Source organism: Natrinema pallidum (assembly GCF_005890195.1).
Classification (GTDB): domain Archaea; phylum Halobacteriota; class Halobacteria; order Halobacteriales; family Natrialbaceae; genus Natrinema; species Natrinema pallidum.
In genome coordinates this window covers 1,889,057-1,911,873 of record NZ_CP040637.1, presented here as the reverse complement: position 1 = coordinate 1,911,873, position 22,817 = coordinate 1,889,057, and the positions used below count along the sequence as shown (strand labels likewise).

Sequence of the window (22,817 nt, the reverse complement as noted above, 5' to 3'; positions counted from 1 at the left end):
ACGTCCCTAGCCGCGCACCGGGAGCAACAGGAGTAACGCACCGAGCGCGACGACGACCGCACCGCCGGCCGCGCCCCCGCCCGCGAAGACGCCGGCCCGGAGCACCTCGAGACCGGTGACGATGACGACGGCACCGATCGCGACGCCGACGGCGACGGCCCCGTGGAACAACTCGAGTCGGCGAGTGTCGGGCAGGTGACCGAGCTCGGCCGTCAGTCCGAGCCCGAACGTCGCGCTGTCCCAGACGAGGATCGCGCCGGCGATACAGGCGAAGACGACGAGCGGATTGGCACGACCCACGCCGATCGCGGCCACGACGAGTCCCGTCGCAGCGACCGCCGGCCCGGTGGCCCGTGCGGGGAGCAGGCCGAGTCCGACGCCGACGGCACCGCCCCCGACGACGATCAGGAACGCGAGCGGTCCCAGCACCAGCGCGACGACGAGGCCCAGCCCGACCAGGACGGGGCCGATGGCGAGCCCGGTCCCGGAGACGATGAGTACCAGCCCGAGTAGCAACGGCAGGGAGAGACAGACGCCGACGACGGCCGCGGCGGTCCGCCGCGTCGTCTGGGCGGAGTCGTCGCGGGTCAGCCGTCGGAGCAGGACGGCGACCGCGCCGGCGAGGAGACTCACCGCGCCGACGGCGACGATCGGCCAGACGAGCAGCGGCGAGGACAGCGACGAGAGTAGCCACGCGAGCAACGGGACGCTCGTCACCACGGTATCGACGCCCGCCAGTCCGAGAGCACCGATCCCGATGAGGGCACCGATCGAGCCGACGGCCGTGTACAGCAGGCGTTGTCGGACGGCGGTGAGTCGCCGCTCGATTGCCGGACGGCGGTCCCGCGGCGTCACCTGCCGAATCGGGAGCCACCGTATCGACAGCCGAACGACACCGGCCGTCCCCGCGACGAGTAGGAGGACGCCGGTCACGGACGCGACCGGCGTCGAAAACCCGGTTATACTGGTCAGAACCGCCCAGCAGAAGTAGACGACGGCCGTCATGACCCCCGTCAACACGAGCGAACACAGCATCGAGGCGTAGCTGATCACGCTGCCCGCCGCGGCGGTGCCCAGCCCGTCGCCGCCGATATCTGCCCAGGCGGCCCCGATCCCGGCGAGCGCGAGCGCACAGCCGCTCGCAGCGATCCCGGCTCGAGCGACGAACGGGGCCGCGAGCACGATCAGCGCGAACGCCGTCCCGAACGTCACCATGAGCGCGTGGGCCACGACCAGGCTGACGAACCCGTCGCGCTCGAGCAGGCCCACGCCCGCGACGGTCAGCCCGACGACCGGGCCGAGCGTCGGCAACAGCGACGGCTCGCCGATCTCGAAACCGACGACGCCGACGATCGCAACGACGATCAGGCTGGCGAGCCAGAGGCTCGCTGCCCGTGCTCGTCCCTCGTTGCCGATCGCGGACGGCCGGTCGAGGCGCGGTCCGGCGAGGGACATCTACTCGCCACCTCCCCATCGCTGCGAGCCGTCGGCCGGGGTCGATCCGGCTCCGTCGCCAGGGCCGCCGTTCCAACTGCTGTCCCTCCTCCCTCCGACTCCAGTGCTCGAGTTGCCGGCGCTGCCCCCGGTCGATCGACGACTCGAGAGGCGCGCATCGACGGCGAAGGCCTGCTCGATGACCACCGGCAGCGGCGTGCCGCGCCGCCAGTCGACCGTGCGTGCACCGGTGGCCTGACAGCGGGCGAGCCGGGTCCGCCGCCGCGTCTGTTCGAACTGGCCGCTGACGGTGTTCGACGGAACGATGTCCGGCGAGAGGAGGACGACCGGCAGCCCCGCGCCCCGCCACGTTTCGACCGCGGCCACTGGCGGGCCGTCGAGAACGGGCGAGAACAACGCGACCTGTGCGGTCGTTGGCGCGAGTTCGAGCACCTTCCGGACCTGTCGCCTCGTCCGTCCGCCGGCTGCCCGTGGCGCACTCGAGTCCCGGTCGGCCGCGGCTTCGTCCGCGACCCGCCGGAGGAGGTCGAGCGCACGCCGTCGCTGTGCCGGTCCGTTCGCCGGCTCGAGCCAGCGGCAGCCGGCTGGGCCGGGACCGTCCGTCCCGATGACGGCGATGCCGACGTCGTGGCCGTGGTCGAGCAGGTCAGACAGCGCACGGGTCGCGGCGTACGCTCCGTATTCGACGGCCGTCGGCCGGCCGCGGCCGGCGACGACGCGGTTCGCCGGTCGCGCGTCGACGACCAGGACGACGGTCGCCGACACGTGTCGGTCGTAGTTGACCGTCGCGAGCGTCCCGCGTTTCGCGTAGTGTCGCCAGTCGATGCGGTCGGCGGGGTCGTCGCGATGGTACTCTCGGATCGAGTGAAACGAGATCCCCGTGCCGGGTTCGTCGGTCGTCAACTGCCCGACCCGCGTCGAGCCGTCCGCCTCGATCGGTGGCGCATCGGCCGCGAGCCGACAGACGAGCGCCCGGTCACCGGACACCGGCAGCGTCGTCGTGGCCGTCGCACTCACGCCAAGTCCGCGGACGCGACACTGGGGCGGTTCGAAGTCGTACTCGCCGTGGCGGGCCACGACCACGTACTCCACGGTATGGCTGTCACCGGGCTCGAGCGTCGCGCCGGCCCGCGGCGATCCCTCGAGGACGGCGATCGACGCGGGGACGCCGTCGGCGATTCGGAGGTCCGTGATCGTTCGATCGGAGCCGTTGGTCACCTCGAGCGTGACGGTGACCGGCTGGCCCGGCGGCGCGGGCGTCGGCGTCACCGATCTGGTCGCGACGAGGTCGGCCGGGACGCGAACGCGGGACAGCGAGCCGTAGGCGACGAAGACCAGCGGGATGACCGCGCCCAGCAGGAGGACGGGGTTCCCGTCTGCGACGCCGGCGACCGTAAGCGCGATCGTCGCGGCGATAGCCCCGCGCCAGCGCACCCGTCGGTCGATCATGCGTCGGTCACCTCCGGGTTCCCGTCCCGTGGCTCGTCGGTTCGGTCGGCATCGGTTCCGTCTCCGTCGGCTCGCTCCCCGGCCACCCGATCGCGGTCGTTCCCGACTCGAGGCCGAACCGGCTGCGGTCCGCGAGCGGTCGCGCGCGGCTCGACGGCCCGCTGGAGACGGCCGTCCGCTCCGCGCTGGAGGTCCTCGAGACTGGGCTCGAGCACCGGGACGGCCCGTGGGGCGGTCTGGCCCGGAACCGTCGGCAGGGCGTCGTCGGCCGCTTCGGCGACTGCGTTCGTCGCCCGTCGGGCCCGTCGGCGTACGACGCGTTCCGGGTACAGCCATGCACGAACGCGTTCGCGGAGCGGCCGCGGCGGCGGCTCGATCTCCGGCGCGAGGACGCTGGCGACGACCCGATCGTCGGTCCAGTTGCCGTCCGCGAGCGCTTCTTCCGCCGCCGACCGCGGCCGGCCGCCCTGCTGGAGGGCGTCGAGCAACGCCGTCCGGAGCGGGGACCGAACGACCTCGATGCCGTCGTCGACGGTGCCCGAATCGCGGGCCGTCTCGCAGGCCGTCTCGATCACCCCGGCGAAGGCGTCGCTCGAGAGCGCGGGGTCGCGGTCGGTGCGCTCGGGAGCCGGGTTCGCGAACGGTTCGTCGGCCGCCCAGGGCACCGCCGGCGCGTCCGCCGTCGTATCGAGCGACCCGCGAACCGTCCAGAGGCCGAGGCCGAGCGCGACGAGCGTGAGCAGGGCAACGAGACCGACGGCGTCACCCGACCCGTTCGGGGTGCCGACGCCGACGATCGTTCCGATCGCGACGAGCCCCACGCCACACAGGGCCACGAGTCGCTGCCGACGCCGGCTCACGGCTCTCCCTCCGTCTCGGGGTCCGACTCGCGGGACGGGTCCGTCGGGGACGCCGATCGGGTTCCGCACTCGTCTCGTTCGGCCGCCGCCTCGGCTGTCGTTGCCTCCGTCTCGGCCGCTCGAGCGCGTTCGACCGCGTCGTAGGCCTCGGCCGCCCGTTCGCGACGACTCGCCGAGCGGGGGCGATCGCCGTACTCCACTTCCCGGAAGAGCGTCGTCAGTTCGCGAACCGGCGTTCGCGGATACCCCTTCGAGAGCGCGCGGCGTTCGATCTCTCCGGGGGTGCGCGTTCGCCACCGTCCCGGCGCGATCTGGCGTGCGAACGCCCGCCACAGGTCGCGAAACGAGCGCGTCTCGGCCGCCGTGTGACTCGTGTCCGCCGTCGTCGTCTCGGCAGCCGGCTCCGCGTCGCTGTCTCGCGCGTCCGTCTGCGGGTCTTCCCCGTCGGCGCGGACCGCTATCACGCCGGCAGCGGTGAGCGCCGCGGTGACGAGGATCATCCCACGGAGACCGTCGACGGCGTAGCCGCCCGCGAGCAGCGGGAGCGCTCCGACTCCCGCCGCAACCGCCCGCAGCGGCAGCGTTCGGGCGGTTGAGAGCGCCGCCTCGAGCCCGGATCGGACGCGCCCCGGCACCGTTCCGAGCCAGGCCGCGAACCGCGCCCACAGCCTCCGTCCGGACCGTGGCAGCGATCGGACCCATTCGTGGACGGCCCCGGCCAGCACGTGCAGCCACTCGAGGAGGACCTCGAGTCGATCGACGAGTCCCAATCCGAGGGCGACAAGTCGGGACAGAAGCCGGTCCAGCCAGTCACGCGTCGAGGGGCGGTCGCGGACGCTGGGACTGGGCAATCCCCGCCCGGATCGCGACAGGCCGACGCCGAGACCGAGCAGACAGACGCCGCCGAGGACGGCGATCCCGGCCCACGTCCCATAGAACGCCTCGACGACGAGTACCGCAGCAAGTCCCGCCGTTCCGCCGAGGACGGCCATCGGCCCGCGTCGGCCGGCGTAGCGATAGGCGAGCACCATCAGTCCGGCGATGATACTCGAGAGCACGAGTGCGGACCCGCCGTAAGCACTGACGAGCGAGACGCTGGCGGTTTGGCGTTCCGTGCTGACCGTCACCGTCGCGGTCGGATCGAGCGGGAGTCCGGTCACCAGCCGACCGTCGGCATCCGTCGCTCCCACCCTCTCGCCGTCGACGGTCACCGTCGCACCCGCGACGGGCTCGCCGTCGATCGTCGCTTCGACGGCCCCGGGGCTGCCGGGGATCGGCGCGATACCCGCGGGGGCAAACGCCGCCTCGAGCAACAGGACATCGACCGTCGTCGTCCCCGCGAAGTCGCCGCGGGCGACCTTGATCTCGAACGTTGCGGTACCGTCGTCGGGGACCCGCACTACGGCCCGCCCGCTCCCGTCCGTCTTTCCGACCGCGGTGCCGTCGACGGAGACGGTCGCCTCGCGCATCGGCACGTCCGCGACCGCTGCGTCGATCGTGATCGTCTCGCCAGGGGACGGCTCGCCGCCGATGTCGATTGTAACCTCACCGTCGACTGCGTAGGACCCGGTAGCGTTCCCCGACGGTCCGTCCTGGCTGCGCGCCGCGGTGACGGCCGACGACCCGAGAACGGGCGTACTCGAGGCTGCTCCGATCTCGGCTTCCAACCCACCTAATCGCCGAGCGTCGTCGGAGCGGTAATTTGCGACCCCGGTCGTCGACGACGAGGGCAGCGATGTCGACGTCCCGGCGCGACACGTCGCGTCGGTCGCCGTCCCGACCCGGATGACCAACTCCTCGACGTACGGCACCTCGCCAGTCACCCGCCCGGCGTCGTCCGTTTCCCCGACTCGCCGCTCGTCGAACCACACCGGTGTCCCGGCGAGCGGGTCGCCCTCGTACCGGATCGTCGCCGTGAGCCGGCTGCCGGGGACCGGCTCCCGATCCAACATGATGACACACCGTGGCTCCCCGTCGGTCTCCGCCGGCGGCTCGACGTCGTCGTCACGATCGAGGTTGAGCCACTCGAGCAGTCGTCGCCAATCGAAGCCACCGCCCGGACCGTCGCCCGGCTCGCCGTCGGCGTTCCCGCCGTCATCGGTCCCGTCGACGTCGGGGTCGAAATCGATGTCGGGCACGATGCCGTCCCAGTCGACGTCGGCCCCGGGGCTCGAGTCGCTCCCGCCGCCGGTGAGGCCGGGCGCGAACGTGGCCGTCAGTACGAGCGCGAGCGCCGCCAGCGCGACGAGCGAGACCTGTGGGTAATCGGCTCCGCCGGACGCGGCCTCGTCTGCGTCGTCGGATGTGGCGTCGTCGGACACGTGGACTCACTCCGTTCGCGGTCGGGGCGGCGACCGACCTGTCGATACCGCAATGAGTGCGTATGGGACCTACCCCACAAAGAAAGTACACGTTCGCGGCCGGTAGTCGATCGCCCCCGCACGCAGCAGTCGCCCGATAGTGGGACTCGATCTCGCCGCCGAACCGCGGCTCCCGTCAGCGCCGTGCCTCGAGTTCGGCCTCGAGAGCCGACAGTTCCATGTCCTTCATCGCCAACAGGACGAGCAAGTGGTAGACGATGTCGGCGCTCTCGTGGGCGATCTCCTCGTGATCGTCGTCTTTCGCGGCCAACACGAGTTCGGTCGTCTCCTCGCCGAGTTTTTCCAACACTTCGTTCTCGCCTTTCTCGTGGGTCAACAGCGAGGCGGTGTAGGAGTCCTCGGGCAGCCGTTCCTTCCGGTCTTCGATGACGGCGAACAGTTCCTCGAGTACGTCGTCCATCTAGAGCTCACCCGACACGTTGCGGATGTCTTCGAGTTCGTCGAACTTCTCGCTGTCGTCTCGGCTGTCCTCGAAGACGTCCTCCGTGATCTCGATCGCCGCGTTCGTCCGGGCGGCCAGCGCGAGCGAATCGCTCGGCCGGGCGTCGATGATCGTCTCGCCGCGGGGCGTCTGGAGGTGGATGTCGGCGATGTAGGTACCGCCCTGACCGTCGTCGCGCTCCTCGATCCCGGTGACGACGATCCGATCGATCCGGCTGCCCAGTTCTTCCATGACATCGAGCAGGAGGTCGTGCGTCAGGGGTCGTCCGATGTCCTCGGCCTCGAGACCGCGAGCGATGCTGGTCGCCTCGCTGAACCCGATGAAGATCGGTACGACGTCGCTTTCGCCCTCGACCGCGAGGACGACGACCGGGACCGGTCCTTCTGGGGTCCCCGCGACGCGAACGGCGTCGATGGATGCCTGCATAGCCACATCCTCGGGGGGAAGGGGGAAAACATATCCGGTCGCGAATGCATGCACAGCGGGCTCGGCCGCCGGCTCCGATCCCCCGGCCCGCGGCGAGGACGAGCCGATACTGTTCGCCCTCATCCGCGACGACATCTATGAGGCCGTCTCGAGTGCGTCCGTCACCCAAACGCGATTCGGATCGGCCGTCTCATCCATCCACTCGACCAGTCGGTTCCGCATGTCTCGCCGCACGTCGGCGTAGGCGGGATGGTCGATTAGGTTTTGTAGTTCCGCCGGATCGGCTTCGAGATCGTACAGTTCGTCGATATCGGGGCCGTTGTAGACGTACTTGTAGCGGTCAGTACGGACCATCCGCTGGCTGTAGAGGCCGAACTCGTCGCCGTGATACTGGGCGAACGTCGAGTCACGCCAGTCGGCGCTTTCGGGCAGTTCGCCGCCGTTCTCGAGGACCGGAACGAGGCTTCGGGAATCGAAACTGTCGGGGGCCGGCACGTCCGCTAATTCGAGGATGGTCGCCGCGAGGTCGTGGAGGTGGACCGGGACGGAACAGGTCGCGCCGCCGTCGGTGACCCCCGGCCAGCGAATCTGCAGCGGAATCCGGTAGGTGTCGTCGTACATCAGGGGCCCCTTGTTGAACTGGCGGTGACTGCCGGCGAAATCGCCGTGATCGGAGACGTGGATCACGACCGTTTCCTCCGCGAGCCCCTGATCGTCGAGGGTCTCGAGGATTCGTTCGAGTTGGTGGTCGATCAGTGTGACGAACCCCCAGTACTTCGCGATCGCTTCGGCCCAGTTGTCCCAGTCGAAGTCGGTCACGCCGCGGTAGGCGAGGTAGTTCTCGTGGACCTGCGGTTTCCCGTCGTAGGTCTCCGCGTAGCTCGCGGGCGGGTCGATCTCGGCGGGGTCGTACAGCGACGCGTACGGTTCCGGGACGACGTAGGGGTGGTGGGGGCCGTAGAAGTCCGTCCGGTGGAAGAACGGGATGTCTCGGTCGCCGTCGGCGTGGGCCTCGATGGCGTCGATCGTCCGCTCCGCGAGAAAGAAGGCCCGCGTGTCCTCGACGTCGACCGACGTCTTCGCGGCGACGAACGTCCCGTCGGAGCCGTCTCTCGGATCGTCTCCCGTGTACAGCGCTGCCTCGAGCTCGGCCTCGCCAACGGGGACGCCACGCTCCTCGCGGTACTCGCGGAACGCCTCGTCGATGTCGTCGTGGTGGTCGTCGCTGCCGCCCAGATACGAGAAGCCGAAGTCGGCGGGAGCCCGATCGCGGCCGACGTGCCACTTCCCCGTGTAGGTGAGGTCGTAGCCCGCCGCGACGAGTTCCTCCGAGAACGTCGGCAGGTCCGCGGGCAGGTTCGGCTGGATGGCGTCCGGCTCGTGGCAGTTGTTCAACATGCCGTGGCCATGGGGGAACTGCCCGGTCAGCAGCGATGCACGGGCGCTCGAGCAGATACTGATCGGCGTGAACGCTCGGTCGAACCGGGTCCCGTCGCTCGAGAGCGAGTCGATCGCCGGCGTCTCGACCGGCGGTCCCGCGGGTGCGCTACAGTCGTATCGCTCCTGGTCGGTGAGGACGAGGAGGACGTTCGGACGGGTGTCGGCGTCGGCCATCGGGCGAGCTACATCGTCGCCGTAGTTAATGATGGGACCTGCGGAGGGGTTCAGTGGACCGTCGCATAAGGCAGCCCACTGTGAACCCCACCGTTCATTAGAGCGCCGTTCGAGGGACGACGCGTGCCGAGCGCGTACTGTGGTGAGTGCGAGTGGCAGTGCCAAACTGACGGGACCGATACGAGCGAACTCAGCCGGGCGATGATCGACCACTTCGTCGAGTCCGGTCACTCGCCGGTCGAGCGGTCCGACGCGGACGAGCGCCTCGCGGACCGCGGTGACGAGCGGGCGTCGGACGCGAAGCCAGGCCTCGAGTGACTCAGGCGAAGTCCTCGAACGTCGGCCGCTCGCGGTCGCCCGGGAACTCGTCGACCGGGAGCTGCGTCTGGTCGCCCGATGCCATGTCCTTGATCGTTACCTCGTCGTTCGCGAGGTCCTGCTCGCCGACGATGACGACGGTCTCGGCGTTGATCGAGTCGGCGTAATCGAGCTGTGCACCGAACGATCGACCGGCGATGTCGGTCTCGACGACGTGGCCCCGGTCGCGGAGTTCGTGAACGATCCGGGCCGCTTCCGAGCGCGTGTCCCCGATCTGGAGGACGTAGTAATCGGTCGTCACCGACTCCTCGGGCCAGACGCCCGCCCGCTGGCAGAGCAGCGACAGCGTTGCGTGGCCCGGTGCGACGCCGACCGCGGGCGTCGGCTGCCCGCCGAAGCGCTCGATCAGGTCGTCGTAGCGGCCGCCCCCGAAGATCGCCCGCGAGACCTCGCCCGCCGAGTCGAAACACTCGAAGACGACGCCGGTGTAGTAGTCCAGCCCGCGGGCCGTCTCGAGCGAGATCGTACAGTACTCTCGAGCACCGAAGTCCTCGGCCGCGTCCAGGACGTTCCGTAGGTTCTCGACCGCTGCCGTCACGCGCTCGGTGTTCGCGAACGCCTCGACTTCGTCGAGGTCCCCCCCCGCGATGAGATCGCCGAACTCGGCGGCCTGCTCGGCGGTCAATCCGGCGTCGATCAGCAGATCGTGATACTCCGCTCGTGAGAGTTTGTCCGATTTGTCGACCGCGCGGATCGCCGCCTCCGTGTCGACCTCGGTCTCGTAGCTCTCGAGGACGCCCCCGAGGATGTCCCGGTGGGAGATCCGGAACTCGAAGTGGTCGCCGGTGAGTCCGAGGCCGGTCAGGGCATCGGCGGCCCACGCGAGGATCTCGGCGTCGGCCTCGGGCTCCGCGGAGCCGAAGATGTCGACGTTGGTCTGATAGAACTCCCGGTACCGACCCTGTTGGACCTGCTCGTAGCGCCAGAACGGGCGCGTCGAGACCCACTTGATCGGCTTCGAAAGCGCCTGTTGTTTCGCGACGACCATCCGGGCGACGGTCGGGGTGAGTTCCGGCGTCAACGTGACGTGGCGGCCGCTCTGGTCCTCGAACGCGTAGAGTTCGTCGACGATGTCGTCGCCGCTCTTGTCGGTCCACATCTCGGCGCGCTCCAGCGCCGGGGTCCCGATCTCGCGGAACCCGTACTCGCGGGCCGTGTCCTCCAACACGTCGATCGCCGCCCGTCTGGCGGACATCTCGCCGGGGTAGAAGTCACGAAAGCCCTTGATCCGGTCGTACATGGAAACCCGTTCGGGGACGGCGAACTTCTATCCTTTCGTTCGGGGGCGGTCGTCCGACCCCGCGTTCGACAGGCCCCAGTCCACAATCGGAATCGATGGCATTGCCACCGATCCGGTGACCGTCTCCAGCGTTGCTACTGGGCCGTGAGCGATTGGAGCAACTGAACCGATTGACACACTGATCGTACTGCCATCCTGCGATCAGGTGTGCATTGCCTTTCAGTTACTCCGCTAGCGGATGTTCGTCACGTACGTCTGCTCGTGATCGGGGAAGTAGTCCGCGATCGCCGCCGGTCCGTCCTCGTCGGCGATGAGCGCGCGGAGTTCGGCCTCGTAATCCGCCCTCTCGATCTCCTCGCTCGGGCCGACGGTCACGTCCAGTCGCGCCTCGACCAGCCGATCGACGGCCGACCGACCGAACCCCGACAGCGGCGCGATATAGTCGACATCGTGGCGATCCTCGAGACTCTGTGCCTGTGCCCGCGAAATCGTCGGGACGCGGTCGTCGCGGCGGGTCCCGTCCGCAACGGCATCGAACTCCCGGGCCGCGAGTTGCTCGAGGGCGTGCTGGTGGACCAACTGAATGCCGTTGCGCGGATAGCCGTCCTCGCGAATCCGGTCGACGGCGTCGCGGGCGACTTCCGGGTCGCACTCGAGTCGTTCGAACGCGAAGCCGGCATCCGCGGCCGTCGCGCGGGCGTGTTTCCAGTCGTCGCTGATGCCGAAGTGGGCCGTCAGCAGCGTCACGTCGTAAAACTCCTCGAGCAAGAGTGCGGCCAGCGTCGAGTCCTTGCCGCCGCTGTAGAGCAGTCCGAGCTCCATTACCGGCGCTGAATGTCGAAGCTCTGCGAGTCGGGTTTCAGCTCCTTGAGGAGCTGTTTCATCTTGGCGTCGTCGATCTTGCCCTGAATGCGGCCGCTCCGGGCGAGACTGACGACCTGGCGCTCGACTTGCTCGCCGAACTGGGGTTTGCTCATCTTGACCGTGTTGAGCCGCTTGCGGGCGTCGTCGGTCAGGTGCTGGCGCAACACGGCTTTCTTCTGGGCCTCGGCCTGCTGCTGGGCCGCTTCCTGTCCGCCCTCGCCCTGGGACTCGGCGCGGTCCTGTAGCTGCTCCATTTTCTTCTGTCGGAGCTCCTCGAGTTTTTCCTCGTCCGGTGATCCACTCATAGTTATACCGTACTTGTCCGGCACGCCGGAAAATGATTACGGACGACGGGAGCGATGGCTCTGGGCGGCGAACGCGACGTGAAAACTGGAATCGCCAATTACGCGTATCGCTCGAGTTCCGGACGGTCGAGGTCGTCGAGCACCTGACCGGCGGTGTCGTCGAGCAGGCTCTGTCCCTCGGCGGTGATCCGACGGCCCTCGCCCTCGGCGGTCTCGACGAGATCCTCGTCCTCGAGTTGCTGGAGGATGGTCCGGATCAGGTTCTTCGAGCCGTCCGCGCGCTTGTCGGGCGCGACCTGGTAGCGGTTGGAGCCACCCTTCGCGCCGCCGTACTCCGTCGAGAGTCGCTCGACGCCGATCGGGCCCCGGTCGGAGACCTTTCGCAGGAGGCTCGCCGCACGGGTCGCCCAGAAGTCGTCCTGTTCCGGGGGGAGTTCCTTGTCGACGCCGCTCTTGGCGAACGCGCCCCACTCCGGTTCCTCGAGTCGATCCGCGAGATCGTCGGCGAGCGCCTCGATGAGGTCGTCCGCCGGAACGTCGTACATCGTAGCCATTGGCGTGTGATTTCCGTCCGCGGCATTTAAGACCATCGTATCTGTGCAGCCGACGCCAGCCCGGACCGTTTTTCGCTCTCGAGTCGAAACGGGAGGTATGGACGAACGCGCCGCCCTGCGGCTCCTTTCGGACGAACTCGCGGCGGCCGGCGACGACGCGGCGATCGTCGACGGGCTGGTCGTGACGACCGACATGCTCCACGACCGGACCGATTTCCCGGACGGAACGACCCGCTACACGGCCGGCTGGCGTGCCGTCGGCGCGTCCCTCTCCGACATCGCGGCGATGGGCGGATCGGCCACGGCCGCGGTCGCCGCCTACGCCGCGCCGACATTCGACCGAGACGAACTACTCGCCTTCGTTCGCGGCGCGAGGGACGTCTGTGAGCACGTCGGGGCCGAGTACGTCGGCGGCGACCTCGACGGCCACGACGAGTTTACCGTGTCGACGACCGCGATCGGTCGCACTGCCGACCCCGTTCGTCGGAGCAGGGCCCGTCCCGGCGATGTCGTCTGCGTGACCGGGACGCTCGGCCGTAGCGGGGCCGCGCTCCGGTTGTTCGATCGGGGCCACACCGACCGGGCGAACGCCCTCTTTCGGTTCGAGCCTCGAATCGCGACGGGCCGGGCGCTCGCGGCCCGTGCGAGCGCGATGATGGACTCGAGCGACGGACTCGCCCGCTCGCTCCACCAGCTCGCCGAGGCCAGCGACTGCGGCTTCGCGATCGACGCCGACCGGGTTCCGATCGCCGATGCCGTCCACGACGTCACCGACGGTGACGGGGACGCGCTCGAGGTCGCGACGACGTTCGGCGAGGACTTCGAACTCGTCGCGACGCTCCCCGAAGACGCGCTTCCGGCGGTCCGGGAGGCGGCCGATGTCCCACTGTCAGTGGTCGGGTCGGTTCGCGATGCCGCCGATGGAATAACCATGGACGGCGAGGCGCTTGCGGATCGCGGATACACGCACGGATAATCCGGCCGCGGTCCGACTCGAGTCGGCGATCGAACACCGCTCAGTCGATGATCATGACCGGAACCGGCATGAAACAGAGCAGGCCGACCCCGAACGTGACGACCCCGAGGAGGAGCCGGCCGGAGCCGAGTCTGTCGTCCCGAATCGGGGTTGTCGCTCCCATCGACGCGAACAGAGTCGCCAACAGCCCCCAGAGGACCCAGACGAAGACGGTGTTGATGCTGTAGTCCCGGAAATAATAGAGGTAGCCGGCGAGCGCGAACAGCGCGCCCGGCACGAGCGCCGCGATGGTCTCCTGATAGTCGCCCACCATCGCCCGGAGGATGTGGCCGCCGTCGAGTTGCCCCACCGGGATCAGGTTGAGGAAGGTGACGAACATGCCGACCCAGGCCCCGATGACGACCGGGTTCACTCCCATCGTCGGATCGTTCCGGTACAGCGGCTGATCGAATCCCGCCGCGAGCAACTCGAGCAACGGCGGGTAGCCCAACTCGATCCGGATGGCGTTGGGGTCCTGTACCACCGCATCGGAGACGGCCACGGGCGGCAGGTGGAGCCCGATGACGGTTACGACGACCGTGGCCACGAGGCCGGCCAGTGGCCCGGCGACGCCGATATCGAACAGCGCCTTCCGGTCCGGCATCCGGCCTTTCATCTTGATCACGGCACCCATCGTCCCGATGAGCGTCGGGACCGGGATGAAGTAGGGCAACGAGGCGTCGACCTGGTGGTATCGACTCATGACGTAGTGCCCCATCTCGTGGACGCCGAGAACGCCGAGAATCGCCGCGGTAAACGGCCATGCCTGCCAGACCGAGGCTGGGTCCGCGAACGGATCGAGTTGATACCAGAACGCGCCGGCGAACAGCGTCGAACACACCGTCGCGAGCAAGAGCACGAGATTCGTCCACGGTATCCCGTCGATCCCGACGCTGGTCGGTTCGGCGACGAGCACGTACTCGCCGTGGCGTGTCTCGAGTTCGGCGTCGTAGCCGTGCTCGCGGAACGCCGCCCAGAGCTCTCGCATCACTCGCTCCGGGTGGGTCAACGGGTCGCCGTAGTACACCAGCCGCCCGTCTTCCCGCTGTACCTCGTAGACCGCAAACACTGACTCGATGCGATCGATCGGCGGCCCGTCCTCGAGCGAGGGTCCGTCGCGTCCCGCCGTACCGAATCCGGACCGATCGATGTCCTCCATCATCCGAGGTTCACCGTCTTCGGGTATAAATCGACTGCCGTCGGCAGGCCCGGCCGTTTCTCATCGCGGGGGAGACGCGAACCACCAGTCGACGTGTAACTGGACTGTCCGGCAGGGCCGACCGAAAACGGGGACACGGTAGTACGAATCCGTCCGCGGGCGGTCGTGCCGACGAGTCGGTGTGCCGGCACTGGAAGCGGGGACCGTCGTCCGAGCGGTTCGGGAGACGGTCGCACGTGGGGGAGGGGTGAACGCGACGATCAGGCGGGTGCGACACGCCACGTGGTCGCGCTCGTGTACGACCACTTCTCGATCTCGAGGTCGTTGACCGAGTCCGAGAGCTTGACCATCATCGCGCCGATCTCCTTGGGGGACATCCCGACATCGTCCGCGATGAACTTGCCTTTGAAGTACATCTCACCGTCTTCGGCACGGTCGCGCAGGTAGCGTTTCAGGCGGCGTTCCTTGCTTTCCGTGGAGGAGTGGGCTGTCGTACTCATCGACAACCAACCATTGGTGGGGATATATGTTATAAAGGGTGGATGATTAGCGGCGTTTCGCTTGTCTTCAGCGATCTGGGGGGTAAAAGACGTTTTATTCTCGATTAAGAGACTATTTATCGATCCACGAGAGGCCTCGAGACGTTTTAAAACCGAATCTAATACATTATAATCCGTATAATCAACGCGATTCGGTTACGGTCGCGTTTGCCGACCGGTTCGATGCTTGCACGCCGACTTCGCTGGAATGTAACGATCAGGGTCGGTCGTGGACCCAGAACTCGTCCTCGACCGTCACCTCCTTTTTGAACAGCGGGACTTCGTCTTTCAGCCGGTTGATCCCGTCCTCGACGGTCCGAAACGCCTCCTCGCGGTGGCCCGCGAGCACGACGACGAAGACGATGTCCTCGCCGTCCTCGACGATCCCGGTCCGGTGGTAGAGTTCGACCTCGAACACCCCGTCCCGAGTCTCGAGATCGGTCTCGAGGGCCGCCATCCGCTCGTCGGCGACGCCCTCGTACTTCTCGAACTCGAGGTACTGGGTCGGAGCGTCGTCCGCGCTGTCCTTCGCGCGGACCCGGCCCGTGAACGTCGCGATCGCGCCCGCCCGGTCCGCCCGCGGCGATCGTTTGACGCGAGCGACCAGCGACGCGAGGCTTCGGTAGGGCTCGGCCGACTCGAGGGCCGGGACGAGGGCGTCGAGATCGAGGTCGGCGGGGCCGTCGACGGCAGCGATGACCGTCTCCCCCGCCTCGCGTTCGGCAGCGGCGTCCGACCCCACCGCGATCGAAGGGTACTGCAGGGACGGGACGCCGACGACGACCGCGTACCCGCAGTCGGTCGCTAGGCTCTCGAGCGCGTCGCCGACGGACATCCCCGTCCCCGATGCGGTCCAGTCGCCGTCGACGCCGAGGTCGTAGGTGACGTCGCCGCCGACCGTCGTCGATTCGCGTGCGTGTGTCCCGTCAGCGATCGTCGCATCGTATCTGACGACGCCGACGCGTCCCCGCTCGGCGAGCCGATCGACGACCCGGTCGACGACCGACTCGAGCGCGCCGTCGTCGGCTCCCGCCTCGCGAACGCCGAGTACGTGCATGTGCGAGCTATGGTCCGGTCGGACTTTGTAGCTGTCGCCGGGCAAGCACCGCGATCGGCGATCGTGACCCGGAGTTTTGCAGTTGGATGGTGACCGTTCGCATATGCCCCTCCGCATCGGCTTCACGGGCGACGTGATGCTCGGGCGGCTCGTCGACGACCGTCAGCGTGACCGGCCGGTCGACGCCGTCTGGGGGACCGTCCTCGAGCGCCTTCGCGAACTGGACGGGCTCGTGATCAACCTCGAGTGCGTGCTCTCGACCCGCGGACGGCAGTGGCAACGTACGTACCGGCCGTTTCACTTCCGAGCCGATCCCGACTGGGCGATCCCCGCCTTCGAGCGCGCCGGCGTCGATATCTGTGCGCTGGCGAACAACCACGTGCTCGACTACGGGGAAGTGGCGCTACGGGACACGATCGACGCGCTCGACGACGCCGGGATCGCCCACGCGGGTGCGGGAGCGACGATCGACGAGGCGCTCGCACCGGCGGTGCGGACGATCGGCGGAACGGCCGCTGCCGGTGATCCCGCGGCCGCGGAGTCGGACGCGGCACCGGCGGCGGGAGACGACGGTCTCGACATCGCGCTCGTTTCGCTGACGGACAACACGCCGGAGTACGCGGCCGATGATGCCTCGCCGGGGACGGCCCGGATCGAAATCGATACCGATGACCCGGCTACGCGACGGCGCGTTCGAGAGACGCTCGAGCGCGCCCGCGAGACGAATCCGGACCTGCTGGTCGCCTCGCTGCACTGGGGGCCGAACATGGTCACCGAGCCGCCGGCGTCGTTCCGGGATTTCGGCCGCTGGCTGGTCGACAACGGCGTCGACGTGATTCACGGCCACAGTGCCCACGTCGTTCAGGGGATCGAACACCACGACGGGAGTCCGATCATCTACGACGCGGGCGACTTCGTCGACGATTACCGGGTCGACGAGGCGGTGCACAACGACCGGAGCTTCCTGTTCGTCCTCGCGGTGACGCCAGAGGGCCGACCGGTCGAACTCCGATTGCAGCCGACCGTCATCGACGGCTGTGCGGTCCACGAGGCCGGTCCGGAGGCCGCCGCGTGGGCCCGCGAGCGGATGCGAACGCTATCGGCTCCGTTCGGGACCGAGTTCCACCGGGACGGTGACGCGCTGGTCCTGTCGCTCGAGGAATGAGACGGGCTGTTGTGCCGAGCGACCGGCAACTCCACGTGCCGCCCGTCGGATCACCGGCACCGACTGACAGCGATTCATCCGAGAGCGGTCCCCGTTTCGCGGGGCCGGGCGTCGAGCCGGTCGCGCTCGAGGGGGATGTCACCACGCCGTCCGGGCAGTTGACAACCCTTAAGATAGCAACTCCGCTACACCGGGGTAGTATGAAAGTGGTCGTCTCTATCGGCGGAAGCGTCCTCGTGCCCGAGCCCGGCGCGGACCGGGTGGCCGAGCACGCGGCCGTCATCGAAGACCTCATTTCGGAGGGGTGTCGAATCGGTGCCGTCGTCGGGGGCGGCGGCGTCGCCCGCGAGTACATCGGGGCCGCTCGAGACCTCGGGGCGAACGAGATCGAACTCGATCAGCTGGGTATCGACGTCACGCGACTCAACGCACGGCTGCTCATCGCCGCGCTGAGCGAGGAGTCCGTGACCGCGCCGGCGCTGGATTACGAGGAGGCCAGCGAGGCGCTTCGGCGGGACGACATCTGTATCATGGGTGGCGTCGCGCCGGCCCAGACGACCGACGCGGTCGGGGCCGCCCTGGCGGAGTACATCGACGCCGACCTCCTGATCTACGCGACGAGCGTTCCCGGCGTCTACAGCGCCGATCCGAACAAGGACGCTGACGCGACCAAACACGACCGCCTCTCCGCGACGGCCCTGGTCGACGCCATCGCCGGCCTCGAGATGAACGCCGGCGCCTCGGCACCCGTCGACCTGCTGGCGGCCAAGATCATCGAACGCTCGGGAATGCGGACGATCGTCCTCGACGGCACCGATCCCGACCGGATCGCCCGCGCCGTTCGTCACGGGGATCACGAGGGGACCGACATCGTCCCCGACGGTGCCGGCGCGGAACCGACCTACTGGGCGAGCGACGAACGATGAGTGGCGACGGCGATGCCGACGCGGAAACGGAACCCGTCGCGGAATCGGACGCGATCAGCCCCTACACCCTCCAGCGCGAGGAAGCGAGCGAAACGCGACACGCGTTCTGGGCGGATACCGTCGCGGACCGGATCGAAACCCGAGAGCCGGACGAGCCGATCGTCGTCAAGGGCGGCATCTCGCCGTCGGGCGTTCCCCATCTGGGCAACGTCAACGAGATTATGCGCGGTTACTTCGTCGCCGAAGTGCTTCGGGATCGGGGCTACGAGGTCCGGCAGGTCTTCACCGCTGACGACCGCGACCCCCTCCGGAAGCTCCCGCGAACCCTCTGTGACCTCGAGGGGAACCTGGTCGATCTCGGCGAGGTCGACGCCGGCGCGCTCGGTCGCAACCTCGGCGCGCCCTACACCGACATCCCGGACCCGTTCGGTTGCTGCGATTCTTACGGCGACCACTTCTCGACGATCATTCAGGACAGCGCCGACGCGATCGGCGCGCAGATCGACCTCGTCTCGAACACGGACCTGTACGAGTCCGGCGAGTTCGAGTCCGTGACCCGCTTCGTCCTCGAGCATCGGGATCGCGCACGCGACGTGCTCTCGCAGTATCAGGACAAGGTCGATGCGAACGCCGACTACGTCCCGTTCAACCCGATCTGCGAGGAGTGTGGCAAGCTCACCGAGACGGTGACGAGCGTCGATCTCGATGCGGGAGCGGCCGGCACCGTCGACTACCGCTGTACTGACATGGACGCCGGCGATCGGACCATCGATGGCTGTGGCCACGAGGGCACCGCCACGCTGCGCGAGGGGAAACTCCCCTGGCGCTTCGAGTGGCCCGCCCAGTGGCAGCTGCTGGGCGTCGATTTCGAACCCTTCGGGAAGGACCACGCCGAAGGCTCGTGGCCCAGCGGCCAGGACGTCGCGCGAAACGTCCTCGAGATCGAGCCGCCGGTGCCGATGGTCTACGAGTGGTTCACCCTCGACGGCGAGCCCTTCTCCTCCTCCGAAGGAAACGTCATCCTCGTCTCGGACGTACTCGAGTTGCTCGAGCCCGACGTGCTGCGCTACTTCTTCGCGAAGGACCCCGCGAAGGCCCGGGACTTCAGCATCGAGCGCCTCGACCAGTTGGTCGACGAGTTCGACCGGCTCGAGGCGACCTACTTCGGCGAAATCGATGCCAGCGAGGACGAACAGGCCTTCGCCGATCGCGTCTACCCCTTCGTGGTCGAGGAGCCACGCGAAGAGCGGATTCGGCTTCCCTACACCTTCGCCGCGGTACTCGGGATGACCGACGATTCCGACCTGCGCGAGGAAATTGCGCGCCGCGAGGGCCACATCCCAGACGATGCGCCCGAGTGGGCCGTGGCGGACGCGCTCGATCGGGTCGAGCAGGCCCGCAACTGGGCGCGCCGGACGGGCAACGAGTTCGATTACGAACTCAAGCGAACCGAGATTCCGGCGCACGACTTCGACGCGGAGACCGAAGCCGCGCTCGCGGACCTGGCCGACTTCATCGAGGCGGGTCACGACCCCGAGGAGATTCAGGGCGAGATCTACGAGGCCGCAAAGCGCCACGACATCGACACCGGCGACTTCTTCGCGGCGGGCTACCGGCTGTTCTTCGACGAGGAGCAGGGGCCGAAGCTCGGCCCGTTCCTCGCGAAGGTCGATCGCGCGTTCGTCGTCGGACGATTGCGCCGGGAGCGGTGAGCGGGCTCGAACGGCTGCCCGGATGGTCGCGTTCAGATTAGCTGATTCCATGCGAAGGCGAACGATTTGAGCCATTCATCAGCAGTTTCTGCACTTGCGTGACCGAAACAGTTCGAGAAAACGGTAGTTCTGCGTTTTACCTCTTGAAAGACACGGTCGACGTTGTTGCGATTTTCGTGACGTTCGTAGCGGAAATCGAGCCCGTGACGCGTGCAGGCGTCTTTCAGCGGCGTCGCACCGTCGACGAGGAACACGGCGTCGTCGATGTCGTGCTTCTCGCGTAGTTCCGTAAAGAACGCATGTGCTAAGACGCTCGTTCTGGTCGGTTCGAGCGTTGTATGCAGCAGTTCGTTGGTTTCTGGATCGACGGCAGCGTACAGCCAGTACTGTTCAGTATTGAGTCGGACCACGGTCTCGTCGACCGCAACGTGATCCGGTGACTGACCGTCTTCGGGCTGTAGGTCGGCCTTGCGAACCCAGTTGTGGACGGTCGACTTGACGCGGTTAACGCCAAACAGTTCGAGAATAGAGACAGTATCAGAAAGCGATAATCCAGCAAGATGTGGCTGAATACTGAGCTTCATCAACAGTCGCGGTGTTGCTTCGCGCTCCACAAAACCTAACTCGATCTCGTCCAAACAACCGTTGAGGACGGCGCTTTTGGGCATAGACACTTCAAAAATGCCGTTCCTCACTTTTCAGTGCTTATCTGAACACCGCCGCCCGGATAGACAAAAGTCATTTGAGAACCCCGCCCGGAGATAGTATCGATGGACCACGGCTCTCTCGCTGTCGTCTCGCCGCCTGCAATCTACGGTTCGGAACTCCTGACGTGGGTTCTGATCGGTCTTCTGCTCTACTGGATCGCGGTCATCGGCCTCCGAAACGGTGGGTATCTCCCGGACTACATCGGGACCCAAGGGCCGATCCTCACGTTCCACACGAAACGCGGGCGGGTGCTTCTGGACCGGCTCGCACGACCGAAGCGTTTCTGGCGGGCGTGGTCGAACTTCGGCGTCGGGATCGCGCTCGTCGTGATGATCAGCATGTTCGCCGTTCTGATTCGCGTGGCGGTGATCGCGCTCTCATCGCCGCAGTCGGCGAGTTCCCCCGCCAGACAGCCACACAACGTGCTCGTCATTCCCGGTGTCAACGACTTTCTGCCGTTGTCGGCGACGCCCGGCATCGTCTTCGGGCTGCTCGTCGGCCTCGTCGTCCACGAAGGGGGCCACGGGCTGCTCTGTCGCGTCGAGGACATCGATATCGACTCGATGGGCGTCGCGATGCTCGCGTTCCTCCCCATCGGCGCGTTCGTCGAACCCGATCAGGAGAGCAGCAAGTCCGCCTCGCGGGGTGGTCAGACCAGAATGTTCGCCGCCGGCGTCACGAACAACTTCGCGATCACGCTGCTGGCGTTCGCCCTCCTGTTCGGCCCCGTCGTCGGCGCGATCGGCATCGCGCCCGGAGCCGCCGTCGGCGGCGTCGCTCCCGACTCGCCCGCAGCCGACGCCGGGATCGAGCCGAACGACCGCATTACCGCGATCAACGGCACCGCAGTCGAGGGCAACGACGACCTCGCGACCCGACTCGAGGCCGTCGACAGCGAGCAGGTCGCCATCGAACTCAACGGCGAGCGGACGGTCCCCGTTGATCGGTCCCTGCTCGTGTCCACCGCGATGGAAAACGGCCCGACGGGACTCTCCGTCGGTGACAAGATCCGCGCGGTCGACGGCCGGACCGTCGCGACCGAACGCGGCTTCTACGACGCCGTCGGCGACAGCGAGCGGGTCACGCTGACGATCGAACCCGCAGACGATACGACCGACGACCGGATCGAGCGCGAGGTAACAGTCGGTGCGGCGGTCTCGGTCGCCGCTGACGGCCCCCTCGAGCGCGAGGCCGGCCCGACCGACGAGACCATGGTGATCACCCGCTTCGACGGCGAACGGGTACAGAACTACGGTGAGCTCGCCGCCCTGCTCGAGGACAGCGAGCCCGACCAACGGGTCGCGGTCGCGGGCTACGTCGGCGACGAACGCGAGACGTACACCGTCACGCTCGACGAGCACCCGCGGGAGAACAGCGGGTTCCTCGGCATTCAGCCCGTGCCGGGCATGTCCGGCGTCGCGGTGAACGACATCGGCGTCCAACTCTACCCCGCGGACGAGTATCTGGGGCTGCTCGGGGGCGACGGCGAGACGCGATTCGGCCCGATTACCGAGAGCTTCCTCGGGAAGATCGGTGTCGCGCTGATGCTGCCGGTCATCGGCGTCAGCGGCGCGATGCCGTTCAATTTCGCCGGCTTCACCGGCGGGGTACAGAACTTCTACCAGGCCCAGGGGATGCTCGGTGCGTTCGGCGACGGGACCGTCTTCCTCCTCGCGAACCTGCTGTTCTGGACCGGCTGGATCAACGTCCAACTGGGCTTTTTCAACTGTATTCCGGCGTTCCCGCTCGACGGCGGGCACATCCTTCGGACGAGTACCGAAGCGATCGTCTCCCGACTCCCTGTCGACGCAACCCGCGGGATGGTCCGGACGGTGACGACGGCGATCGGAGTGACGATGCTCGTGAGCTTCATCCTCCTGTTGTTCGGCCCGCAACTGCTGGGGTGAGAAACGATCTCGGCGGCGTCTACGAGTCGTCGGGATCGAGCCCGTGGCGATCGGAGAACTCCTCGTGGGTCTCCTCGATGCGCTCGAACTCGGTATCGAAGTAGTGTTCGTAGTGGCGGGCGACCTGCTCGACGACCCAGCGGCTGAACTCCTCGTCGAAGCACCACTCACACTCTTTCTCCGGAATGTCGAACCGGTCGTCCGTCGAGAACGCCGCGTAGACGTGGAAAAACCCGAGGATGACGTCGGCGAAGTCTCGAGCCTTTTCCGGCCCGCTCTCGCGGCGGTCCTCGAGTTCCGCAATCCCGTCGTCGGTGAGTTCGAAGTATTTTCGGTCCGGTTCGTCTTTGCGTTCGATACGCTCGGCCCATCCCTTCTCCTCGAATTTATAGAGGATCGGGTACACCGAGCCGTAGGACGGTTCCCAGTGACCGCCGCTGAGATCCCGGATCTCCTTGAGGATCTCGTAGCCGTATCGCGGCTTCTCCTCGAGGAGTTCGAGGACGATATAGGCGATGAGTCCTTTCGGCGGCCCACTCTTCCGCATATGGCTGGTCAGTTATACGGATAGCGCTAAAGGGTTTCGGTCACGTCCGCACGCGACGGGTCCGACCCGCGACGGGAGCCGGGCGCTCCGGGCACGGAGCCGAGTCCGTCGATG

General features: G+C 67.6%; 22 protein-coding genes. 6 read left to right on the top strand and 16 right to left on the bottom strand.

Features of this window, described 5'->3' with window-relative positions; genetic code table 11:
• Positions 1-6 precede the first annotated feature (6 nt).
• The 7 genes from FGF80_RS09480 to FGF80_RS09450 form a co-directional block, all read right to left on the bottom strand.
• Positions 7-1,455: a hypothetical protein gene (locus tag FGF80_RS09480; RefSeq protein WP_138653593.1), complete on the bottom strand. Its 1,449-nt coding sequence runs from the start codon at positions 1,453-1,455 to the stop codon at positions 7-9.
• On the bottom strand, positions 1,456-2,904 hold the full coding sequence (locus FGF80_RS09475) for a DUF58 domain-containing protein (RefSeq protein ID WP_138653591.1): 1,449 nt from the start codon (positions 2,902-2,904) through the stop codon (positions 1,456-1,458). It lies immediately after the preceding gene.
• Complete coding sequence (locus FGF80_RS09470; RefSeq protein ID WP_138653589.1) at positions 2,901-3,764, bottom strand: DUF7269 family protein; 864 nt, start codon at positions 3,762-3,764, stop codon at positions 2,901-2,903. Before FGF80_RS09470 ends, FGF80_RS09475 begins: the two co-directional genes overlap by 4 nt.
• Positions 3,761-6,085 (bottom strand): DUF4129 domain-containing protein, encoded by a 2,325-nt coding sequence (locus tag FGF80_RS09465; protein ID WP_138653587.1) that lies wholly within the window; start codon positions 6,083-6,085, stop codon positions 3,761-3,763. Before FGF80_RS09465 ends, FGF80_RS09470 begins: the two co-directional genes overlap by 4 nt.
• 175 nt (positions 6,086-6,260) lie before the next feature.
• Entirely contained in the window at positions 6,261-6,545 is a 285-nt protein-coding gene (hisE, locus tag FGF80_RS09460) for a phosphoribosyl-ATP diphosphatase (protein WP_006183706.1), read from the bottom strand.
• Positions 6,546-7,013, bottom strand: a complete 468-nt coding sequence (locus tag FGF80_RS09455) for a bifunctional nuclease family protein (protein ID WP_006183707.1) — start codon at positions 7,011-7,013, stop codon at positions 6,546-6,548.
• A gap of 135 nt (positions 7,014-7,148) precedes the next feature.
• Complete coding sequence (locus tag FGF80_RS09450) at positions 7,149-8,627, bottom strand: sulfatase-like hydrolase/transferase (RefSeq protein WP_138653585.1); 1,479 nt, start codon at positions 8,625-8,627, stop codon at positions 7,149-7,151.
• A 123-nt stretch (positions 8,628-8,750) separates the two neighbouring features.
• On the opposite strand from FGF80_RS09450, the gene FGF80_RS09445 reads away from it, so the two are divergent.
• Positions 8,751-8,945: a hypothetical protein gene (locus tag FGF80_RS09445; protein WP_138653583.1), complete on the top strand. Its 195-nt coding sequence runs from the start codon at positions 8,751-8,753 to the stop codon at positions 8,943-8,945.
• Position 8,946: 1 nt separating this feature from the next.
• Here the strand turns inward: FGF80_RS09445 and hisS are convergent, their stop codons facing one another.
• The 4 genes from hisS to FGF80_RS09425 all read right to left on the bottom strand — a co-directional run bounded on the left by hisS (position 8,947) and on the right by FGF80_RS09425 (position 11,968).
• On the bottom strand, positions 8,947-10,245 hold the full coding sequence (gene hisS / locus FGF80_RS09440; RefSeq protein ID WP_006183710.1) for a histidine--tRNA ligase: 1,299 nt from the start codon (positions 10,243-10,245) through the stop codon (positions 8,947-8,949).
• A 231-nt stretch (positions 10,246-10,476) separates the two neighbouring features.
• Positions 10,477-11,067: a DUF7411 family protein gene (locus tag FGF80_RS09435; protein ID WP_006183711.1), complete on the bottom strand. Its 591-nt coding sequence runs from the start codon at positions 11,065-11,067 to the stop codon at positions 10,477-10,479.
• Entirely contained in the window at positions 11,067-11,414 is a 348-nt protein-coding gene (locus tag FGF80_RS09430) for a DNA-binding protein (RefSeq protein WP_006183712.1), read from the bottom strand. The genes FGF80_RS09435 and FGF80_RS09430 overlap by 1 nt, the downstream gene beginning before the upstream one ends.
• Before the next feature lie 98 nt (positions 11,415-11,512).
• The gene (locus FGF80_RS09425) at positions 11,513-11,968 is read right to left on the bottom strand and encodes a 30S ribosomal protein S19e (protein ID WP_006183713.1); all 456 of its coding nucleotides are present in this window, start codon (positions 11,966-11,968) and stop codon (positions 11,513-11,515) included.
• 97 nt (positions 11,969-12,065) lie between these two features.
• Here FGF80_RS09425 and thiL point away from each other — a divergent pair, with 97 nt between their 5' ends.
• Entirely contained in the window at positions 12,066-12,944 is an 879-nt protein-coding gene (gene thiL, locus FGF80_RS09420) for a thiamine-phosphate kinase (protein ID WP_006183714.1), read from the top strand.
• A 40-nt stretch (positions 12,945-12,984) separates the two neighbouring features.
• Here thiL and FGF80_RS09415 read toward each other — a convergent pair whose 3' ends face one another.
• From FGF80_RS09415 to FGF80_RS09405, 3 genes are all read right to left on the bottom strand, one after another.
• The gene (locus tag FGF80_RS09415) at positions 12,985-14,142 is read right to left on the bottom strand and encodes a site-2 protease family protein (protein WP_138653581.1); all 1,158 of its coding nucleotides are present in this window, start codon (positions 14,140-14,142) and stop codon (positions 12,985-12,987) included.
• Between the two features lie 260 nt (positions 14,143-14,402).
• Positions 14,403-14,642, bottom strand: coding sequence for a DUF7123 family protein (locus tag FGF80_RS09410; protein WP_006183716.1), 240 nt, complete (start codon positions 14,640-14,642; stop codon positions 14,403-14,405).
• Positions 14,643-14,898: 256 nt separating this feature from the next.
• Complete coding sequence (locus tag FGF80_RS09405) at positions 14,899-15,738, bottom strand: molybdopterin synthase (protein WP_138653579.1); 840 nt, start codon at positions 15,736-15,738, stop codon at positions 14,899-14,901.
• A gap of 103 nt (positions 15,739-15,841) precedes the next feature.
• On the opposite strand from FGF80_RS09405, the gene FGF80_RS09400 reads away from it, so the two are divergent.
• The 3 genes from FGF80_RS09400 to lysS all read left to right on the top strand — a co-directional run bounded on the left by FGF80_RS09400 (position 15,842) and on the right by lysS (position 19,541).
• Positions 15,842-16,903 (top strand): CapA family protein, encoded by a 1,062-nt coding sequence (locus FGF80_RS09400; protein ID WP_138653577.1) that lies wholly within the window; start codon positions 15,842-15,844, stop codon positions 16,901-16,903.
• Between the two features lie 200 nt (positions 16,904-17,103).
• Positions 17,104-17,829 (top strand): UMP kinase, encoded by a 726-nt coding sequence (pyrH, locus tag FGF80_RS09395; protein ID WP_006183719.1) that lies wholly within the window; start codon positions 17,104-17,106, stop codon positions 17,827-17,829.
• Positions 17,826-19,541 carry a lysine--tRNA ligase gene (gene lysS / locus FGF80_RS09390; protein WP_138653575.1) on the top strand — a complete coding sequence of 572 codons (1,716 nt, stop codon included), beginning with the start codon at positions 17,826-17,828 and terminating at the stop codon, positions 19,539-19,541. The genes pyrH and lysS overlap by 4 nt, the downstream gene beginning before the upstream one ends.
• 32 nt (positions 19,542-19,573) lie before the next feature.
• Here lysS and FGF80_RS09385 read toward each other — a convergent pair whose 3' ends face one another.
• A complete protein-coding gene (locus FGF80_RS09385) occupies positions 19,574-20,209 on the bottom strand; it encodes an IS6 family transposase (protein WP_138653573.1) in 636 nt (211 codons plus the stop codon).
• Between the two features lie 102 nt (positions 20,210-20,311).
• On the opposite strand from FGF80_RS09385, the gene FGF80_RS09380 reads away from it, so the two are divergent.
• Positions 20,312-22,156, top strand: coding sequence for a site-2 protease family protein (locus FGF80_RS09380; RefSeq protein ID WP_006183721.1), 1,845 nt, complete (start codon positions 20,312-20,314; stop codon positions 22,154-22,156).
• A 19-nt stretch (positions 22,157-22,175) separates the two neighbouring features.
• Here FGF80_RS09380 and FGF80_RS09375 read toward each other — a convergent pair whose 3' ends face one another.
• Positions 22,176-22,703, bottom strand: coding sequence for a PadR family transcriptional regulator (locus FGF80_RS09375; protein ID WP_006183722.1), 528 nt, complete (start codon positions 22,701-22,703; stop codon positions 22,176-22,178).
• Positions 22,704-22,817: the final 114 nt, after the last annotated feature.

Coding starts and splice junctions, on each gene's coding strand:
- FGF80_RS09385 (WP_138653573.1), bottom strand. CDS start 20,209: ATGCCCAAAAGCGCCGTCCTCAACGGTTGTTTGGACGAGATCGAGTTA.
- pyrH (WP_006183719.1), top strand. CDS start 17,104: ATGAAAGTGGTCGTCTCTATCGGCGGAAGCGTCCTCGTGCCCGAGCCC.
- FGF80_RS09405 (WP_138653579.1), bottom strand. CDS start 15,738: ATGCACGTACTCGGCGTTCGCGAGGCGGGAGCCGACGACGGCGCGCTC.
- FGF80_RS09400 (WP_138653577.1), top strand. CDS start 15,842: ATGCCCCTCCGCATCGGCTTCACGGGCGACGTGATGCTCGGGCGGCTC.
- lysS (WP_138653575.1), top strand. CDS start 17,826: ATGAGTGGCGACGGCGATGCCGACGCGGAAACGGAACCCGTCGCGGAA.
- hisS (WP_006183710.1), bottom strand. CDS start 10,245: ATGTACGACCGGATCAAGGGCTTTCGTGACTTCTACCCCGGCGAGATG.
- FGF80_RS09410 (WP_006183716.1), bottom strand. CDS start 14,642: ATGAGTACGACAGCCCACTCCTCCACGGAAAGCAAGGAACGCCGCCTG.
- thiL (WP_006183714.1), top strand. CDS start 12,066: ATGGACGAACGCGCCGCCCTGCGGCTCCTTTCGGACGAACTCGCGGCG.
- FGF80_RS09450 (WP_138653585.1), bottom strand. CDS start 8,627: ATGGCCGACGCCGACACCCGTCCGAACGTCCTCCTCGTCCTCACCGAC.
- FGF80_RS09380 (WP_006183721.1), top strand. CDS start 20,312: ATGGACCACGGCTCTCTCGCTGTCGTCTCGCCGCCTGCAATCTACGGT.
- FGF80_RS09415 (WP_138653581.1), bottom strand. CDS start 14,142: ATGGAGGACATCGATCGGTCCGGATTCGGTACGGCGGGACGCGACGGA.
- FGF80_RS09375 (WP_006183722.1), bottom strand. CDS start 22,703: ATGCGGAAGAGTGGGCCGCCGAAAGGACTCATCGCCTATATCGTCCTC.
- FGF80_RS09425 (WP_006183713.1), bottom strand. CDS start 11,968: ATGGCTACGATGTACGACGTTCCGGCGGACGACCTCATCGAGGCGCTC.
- FGF80_RS09475 (WP_138653591.1), bottom strand. CDS start 2,904: ATGATCGACCGACGGGTGCGCTGGCGCGGGGCTATCGCCGCGACGATC.
- FGF80_RS09430 (WP_006183712.1), bottom strand. CDS start 11,414: ATGAGTGGATCACCGGACGAGGAAAAACTCGAGGAGCTCCGACAGAAG.
- FGF80_RS09480 (WP_138653593.1), bottom strand. CDS start 1,455: ATGTCCCTCGCCGGACCGCGCCTCGACCGGCCGTCCGCGATCGGCAAC.
- FGF80_RS09435 (WP_006183711.1), bottom strand. CDS start 11,067: ATGGAGCTCGGACTGCTCTACAGCGGCGGCAAGGACTCGACGCTGGCC.
- hisE (WP_006183706.1), bottom strand. CDS start 6,545: ATGGACGACGTACTCGAGGAACTGTTCGCCGTCATCGAAGACCGGAAG.
- FGF80_RS09455 (WP_006183707.1), bottom strand. CDS start 7,013: ATGCAGGCATCCATCGACGCCGTTCGCGTCGCGGGGACCCCAGAAGGA.